The organism is Sinomonas sp. G460-2 (assembly GCF_047759905.1).
In the GTDB taxonomy this organism is placed as follows: domain Bacteria; phylum Actinomycetota; class Actinomycetes; order Actinomycetales; family Micrococcaceae; genus Sinomonas.
Map to the genome: position 1 here is coordinate 1 of NZ_JBKZWT010000307.1, position 4,336 is coordinate 4,336.

At 68.9% G+C, this 4,336-nt stretch carries 2 protein-coding genes and 1 pseudogene; 2 read left to right on the plus strand and 1 reads right to left on the minus strand.

Going from position 1 to position 4,336, the window contains the following annotated elements; translation table 11 throughout:
- Positions 1–238 precede the first annotated feature (238 nt).
- Positions 239–1,291: a hypothetical protein gene (locus tag ACLN58_RS18630; protein ID WP_415856732.1), complete on the plus strand. Its 1,053-nt coding sequence runs from the start codon at positions 239–241 to the stop codon at positions 1,289–1,291.
- 180 nt (positions 1,292–1,471) lie between these two features.
- On the opposite strand, the gene acs is transcribed toward ACLN58_RS18630, so the two are convergent.
- On the minus strand, positions 1,472–3,436 hold the full coding sequence (gene acs, locus ACLN58_RS18635) for an acetate--CoA ligase (RefSeq protein ID WP_415856733.1): 1,965 nt from the start codon (positions 3,434–3,436) through the stop codon (positions 1,472–1,474).
- A 334-nt stretch (positions 3,437–3,770) separates the two neighbouring features.
- Between acs and ACLN58_RS18640 the strand changes: the two are divergent.
- Positions 3,771–4,336 (plus strand): annotated as a pseudogene (locus ACLN58_RS18640) (hypothetical protein); the annotation flags it as partial.

A 4,336-nucleotide genomic window follows, 5' to 3' on the forward strand; every position in this document is an offset into this window, starting at 1 on the left:
GACGGCGGGAAGTCACCTCGTTGCGGCGAAGTCACCCAGTGGTGGGCTGCAGTTACCTCCTCGCCGAGAAGTCGGCTAGTGGGTGACTTCTGTGCGAGAAGGTAACTGCCCCAATCCGCGGCTCTGCCAATCCGTGTCTCTGCCGAGCAGTTGCCCTCAACACATCCCGGGCCGGGCGTTCTCCACATACGAGGCTTCGGCCCGGCGCGCACGCGTGGCGATCGGCAAGACTCAAACCATGGACCCGCTCGCGTACCTCGTCGACAGCTCTCTTCGGTTCGTCGATGCCGCCATGGACCCGAGGGCTGGGTTCGACGCCGGGCGGCTCGTCCGGCTACGCCGCGGCTTCTACGTCCCGACCTCCGTGTGGCTTCGGGCACCTCCTCATGCACGATTCCAGATGGCTGTCTCCGCGTACGCGCGGGCGCACCCAGGAGCCGTCTTCTGCGGCGAGACCGCCCTCTTTCTGCATGGGTTGCCGGTCGTGAAGGCTCCGCTCAACCTTGACGCGGCCATCCGCTCCACGACAAGGCTCGGAATACGGCCCGGCACATTCGTGGTTCGTGGCTCCTCGGCTGATGCGCAGGCAGCCCGGCGAGCGCCGCCACCGCCCGTACGCCGGCACCACCACGACGGGATCGACACCGAGTTGGTCGGCGAGTTCAGCACCATGCCGGTCGTGACGGCCCTCGTCGAGGTCATGGCAAGGGGGAGGTTCGCGAGGGCGCTCGCTGTTGCAGACGGCTACCTTCGGCGACGCGCGGAGGGCTCTCTTCTTGACCTCGCCGACGTTACCGATGGCATCGCCGACCTCCGTGTCGCAACCCATCGGAGCAAGGCCGAGGCGGTGATGGCTCTCGCTAGAAGAGGGGCCGAGTCGCCCGGTGAATCGGTGAGCCGCGCCCTCATGCACTTGTTCGGGTTCCCTGAGCCGGTCCTCCAGCGGGAGCATCACGATGCGCAAGGCCTGATCGGGCGGACGGACTTCGCCTGGGACGTTGCGCCGGAACCGGTCGGTGAGTTCGACGGGTGGGGCAAGTACTTCCGCCGCGAGCTGACGGGCGGTGAGGACCCGCGCGACGTCATCCGCCGTGAGAAGCGGCGCGAGAATCGGCTGCTCGCATTGGGCCACCCGGTGCTTCGGTGGGACTGGGCCGACCTTGAACGACCGGAATCGTTCCGCAACAGGCTGCTCGAGGGCGGGCTCCGGGCCGGGCGGAGCCACCTTCTCCTTGACCCCAGTCACCTTCTCGGTGACCCCAGTCACCTTCTCGTTGAGAAGTTCGCTTGAGCGGGACTTGGCCGTGAGAAGGTGACTCGGGCGCGCGGTGAGATGACTGCGGCGGCGCCCCGACCGGGAGCCGGATAGTTGCGGCTATTCGCACGCCGGCGCGCCTGAGCAACGGACGACGGCGGGATCCCCACCCCGCTGGGAGGGGATCCCGCCGTCGTCCGTTGCCTTGCTGAGTGGCTACTTCCGCAGGTCCGCCGCGATCTGCTGCATGACGTGAGGGTCGGCGAGCGTGGTCGCGTCGCCCGGGTCGCGGCCCTCGGCCACGTCCTTGAGGAGGCGCCGCATGATCTTGCCGGAGCGGGTCTTGGGCAGCTCCGGCACCACGAGCACGTGCCTGGGCTTCGCGATGGGCCCGATCTCCTTGCCCACGTGCGCGCGCAGGGTCGCGGGCGCGTCCTCGCCGTCTGGGACGTCGGCCTCGCCGCGCAGGATCACGAACGCGACAACCGCCTGACCGGTCGTCTCGTCGGCGGCGCCCACCACGGCGGCCTCCGCGACCCACGGGTGGGAGACGAGCGCGGACTCGATCTCCGTGGTCGAGAGCCGGTGGCCCGAGACGTTCATGACGTCGTCCACGCGGCCCAGGAGCCAGACGTCGCCGTCCTCGTCCTTCTTGGCGCCGTCGCCCGCGAAGTACATGCTGTCGAAGCGCGACCAGTACGTGTCCTTGTAGCGCTCGGGGTCGCCCCAGATGGTGCGCAGCATCGAGGGCCACGGCTCGCGGATGACGAGGAAGCCGCCGTGGCCGTTCGGCACGGGCTGGCCTGCGTCGTCGACCACGTCGACCGCGATGCCCGGCAGCGGGACCTGGGCCGAGCCCGGCTTCGTCGCGGTGACGCCGGGCAGCGGGGCGATCATGATCGCGCCCGTCTCGGTCTGCCACCACGTGTCGACGATCGGGGCCTTGCCTCCGCCGATCACCTCGCGGTACCACATCCACGCCTCGGGGTTGATGGGTTCGCCCACGGAGCCGAGCACGCGGATGCTCGTGAGGTCGTAGCCGTCCGGGATCTCCCGGCCCCACTTCATCATGGTGCGGATCGCGGTGGGGGCGGTGTAGAGGATCGAGACCTTGTACTTCTGGACGATCTCCCACCAGCGGCCCTGATGCGGCGAATCGGGCGTGCCCTCGTACATGACCTGGGTCGCGCCGTTGATGAGCGGGGCGTAGGCGACGTACGAATGCCCGGTGACCCAGCCGATGTCCGCCGTGCACCAGAAGACGTCCGTCTCGGGCTTGAGGTCGAACACCACGGAGTGGGTGTACGCGGTCTGGGTGAGGTAGCCGCCGGTCGTGTGAAGGATGCCCTTCGGCTTCCCCGTGGTCCCGGACGTGTAGAGGATGAAGAGCGGGTGCTCGGAGTCGTGGCCCACCGCGGTGTGCTCGGCCGAGGCTGCGTCCATGACGTCGGTCCAGTGCACGTCGCGCCCCTCCGTCCATGCGACGTCCTGGCCGTTGCGCTTGACGACGACGACGTGCTGGACCGTGTGACCCGGCGCGGCGAGGGCGTCGTCGACGGCGGGCTTGAGCGAGCTCGGCTTGCCGCGTCGGTACGTTCCGTCTGCCGTGACGACGAGCTTGGCCTCGGCGTCGTCGATGCGGCTGCGGAGCGCGTCGGCGGAGAAGCCGCCGAACACGACCGAGTGGATCGCGCCGATGCGCGCACACGCGAGCATCGTCACGACTGCCTCGGGGATCATGGGCAGGTAGACGGCCACCCGGTCGCCCTTGTGGACGCCCAGGGCTTCGAAGGCGTTCGCCGCCCGCTTGACCCGCTCGGTGAGGTCCGCGTAGGTGATCGTCTCGGTGTCGCCGGGCTCGCCCTCGAAATGAATCGCCACGCGGTCGCCGAGGCCGTTCTCGACGTGCCGGTCCAGCGCGTTGTAGGCCGCGTTGACCTCGCCGCCCACGAACCACTTCGCGAACGGGGCGTCGGACCAGTCGAGGGTCGCCTCGAAGTCCTTCGACCACGTGAGGCGGGTGCGCGCCTGCTCGGCCCAGAACGTGGTCCGATCCTCTGCCGCCGCGTAGATGTCCTCGTGGACGTTGGCGGCGGCCGCGAACTCAGGCGCGGGCGCGAACCGCCGCTCCTCGTGGAGCAGGTTTTCGAAGGCGTCCCCGTTGACGGTTTGCTGGGACATGGTGTCCTTTCGGCTCGATCCATTCGCAAGTCCAGACCGACGCGCCGGCCCCGCCCAAAGCCGCCACGGGCGGCCCCGAGCCTGTGAATCCGGACACAGTCGGCTGCCTGACGTCAACACTAGACCTTTGCCCGTAGCAGGGGAGTTGCGTGCGTCACATTGCCGCGCCGGGCGGGGGATTCTGCGCGACGGGCGGCGCGCTGGGAGCGCTCGGAGGCACGGTTTCAGGGCCGTTTCGGGGCCCCGTGACGTGCATCGATCCTCGTGAGGCGCTAGGTACCGCACAGGCGTTATGACTAGGCTGAGCCGCAAGGACGACCGAATGGAGCAGCCCATGTCTGATTCCCGTCAGGGTCCCTCGCGCGCCGATAGCGCGGAAACCGGACCCGAGAGCGAGCCCGCAAACCCGCAGTCCCCTGCTGCGCCGACCCCATCCGGACCGAAGAATGAGGCAGTGCTCGGGCCGTTCACGGCACGCGACCTCGCGATCTTCGGGGGTGTGCTCGTGACGTTCATCGGATCACTGCTCCCGCTCGTGCGGGGCGGCCTCATGAACCTGTGGAACGCCCAGCCCCTCTACTTCATTGCGATCGGCATCCTCCTGCCCATCGTGCTTGCGGGCCTCTTCGCATGGCGTCGGCTCGCGCCCGAGACCTCGATCCGCGTGGGCTCCCTCTCGCTCGACCAGTTCGCCTCGATCGTCGCGCTGCTCACGTGCTCCTATTTCTTCCTCTTCGTGGTCACGACGCCCAGCCCCGGCGGGGTTGTCGGCTTCGTGGGCGGCGCCGTCCTCGTCGCGTCGACGCTCTTCGCGCGCATGATCCCGCTGTTCGCGGGGGACTTCCTGGGCCGCCCCGAAGTGCCCGCGCCCGTTGTGGCCCGCGATGCCGTGCGCCCCGC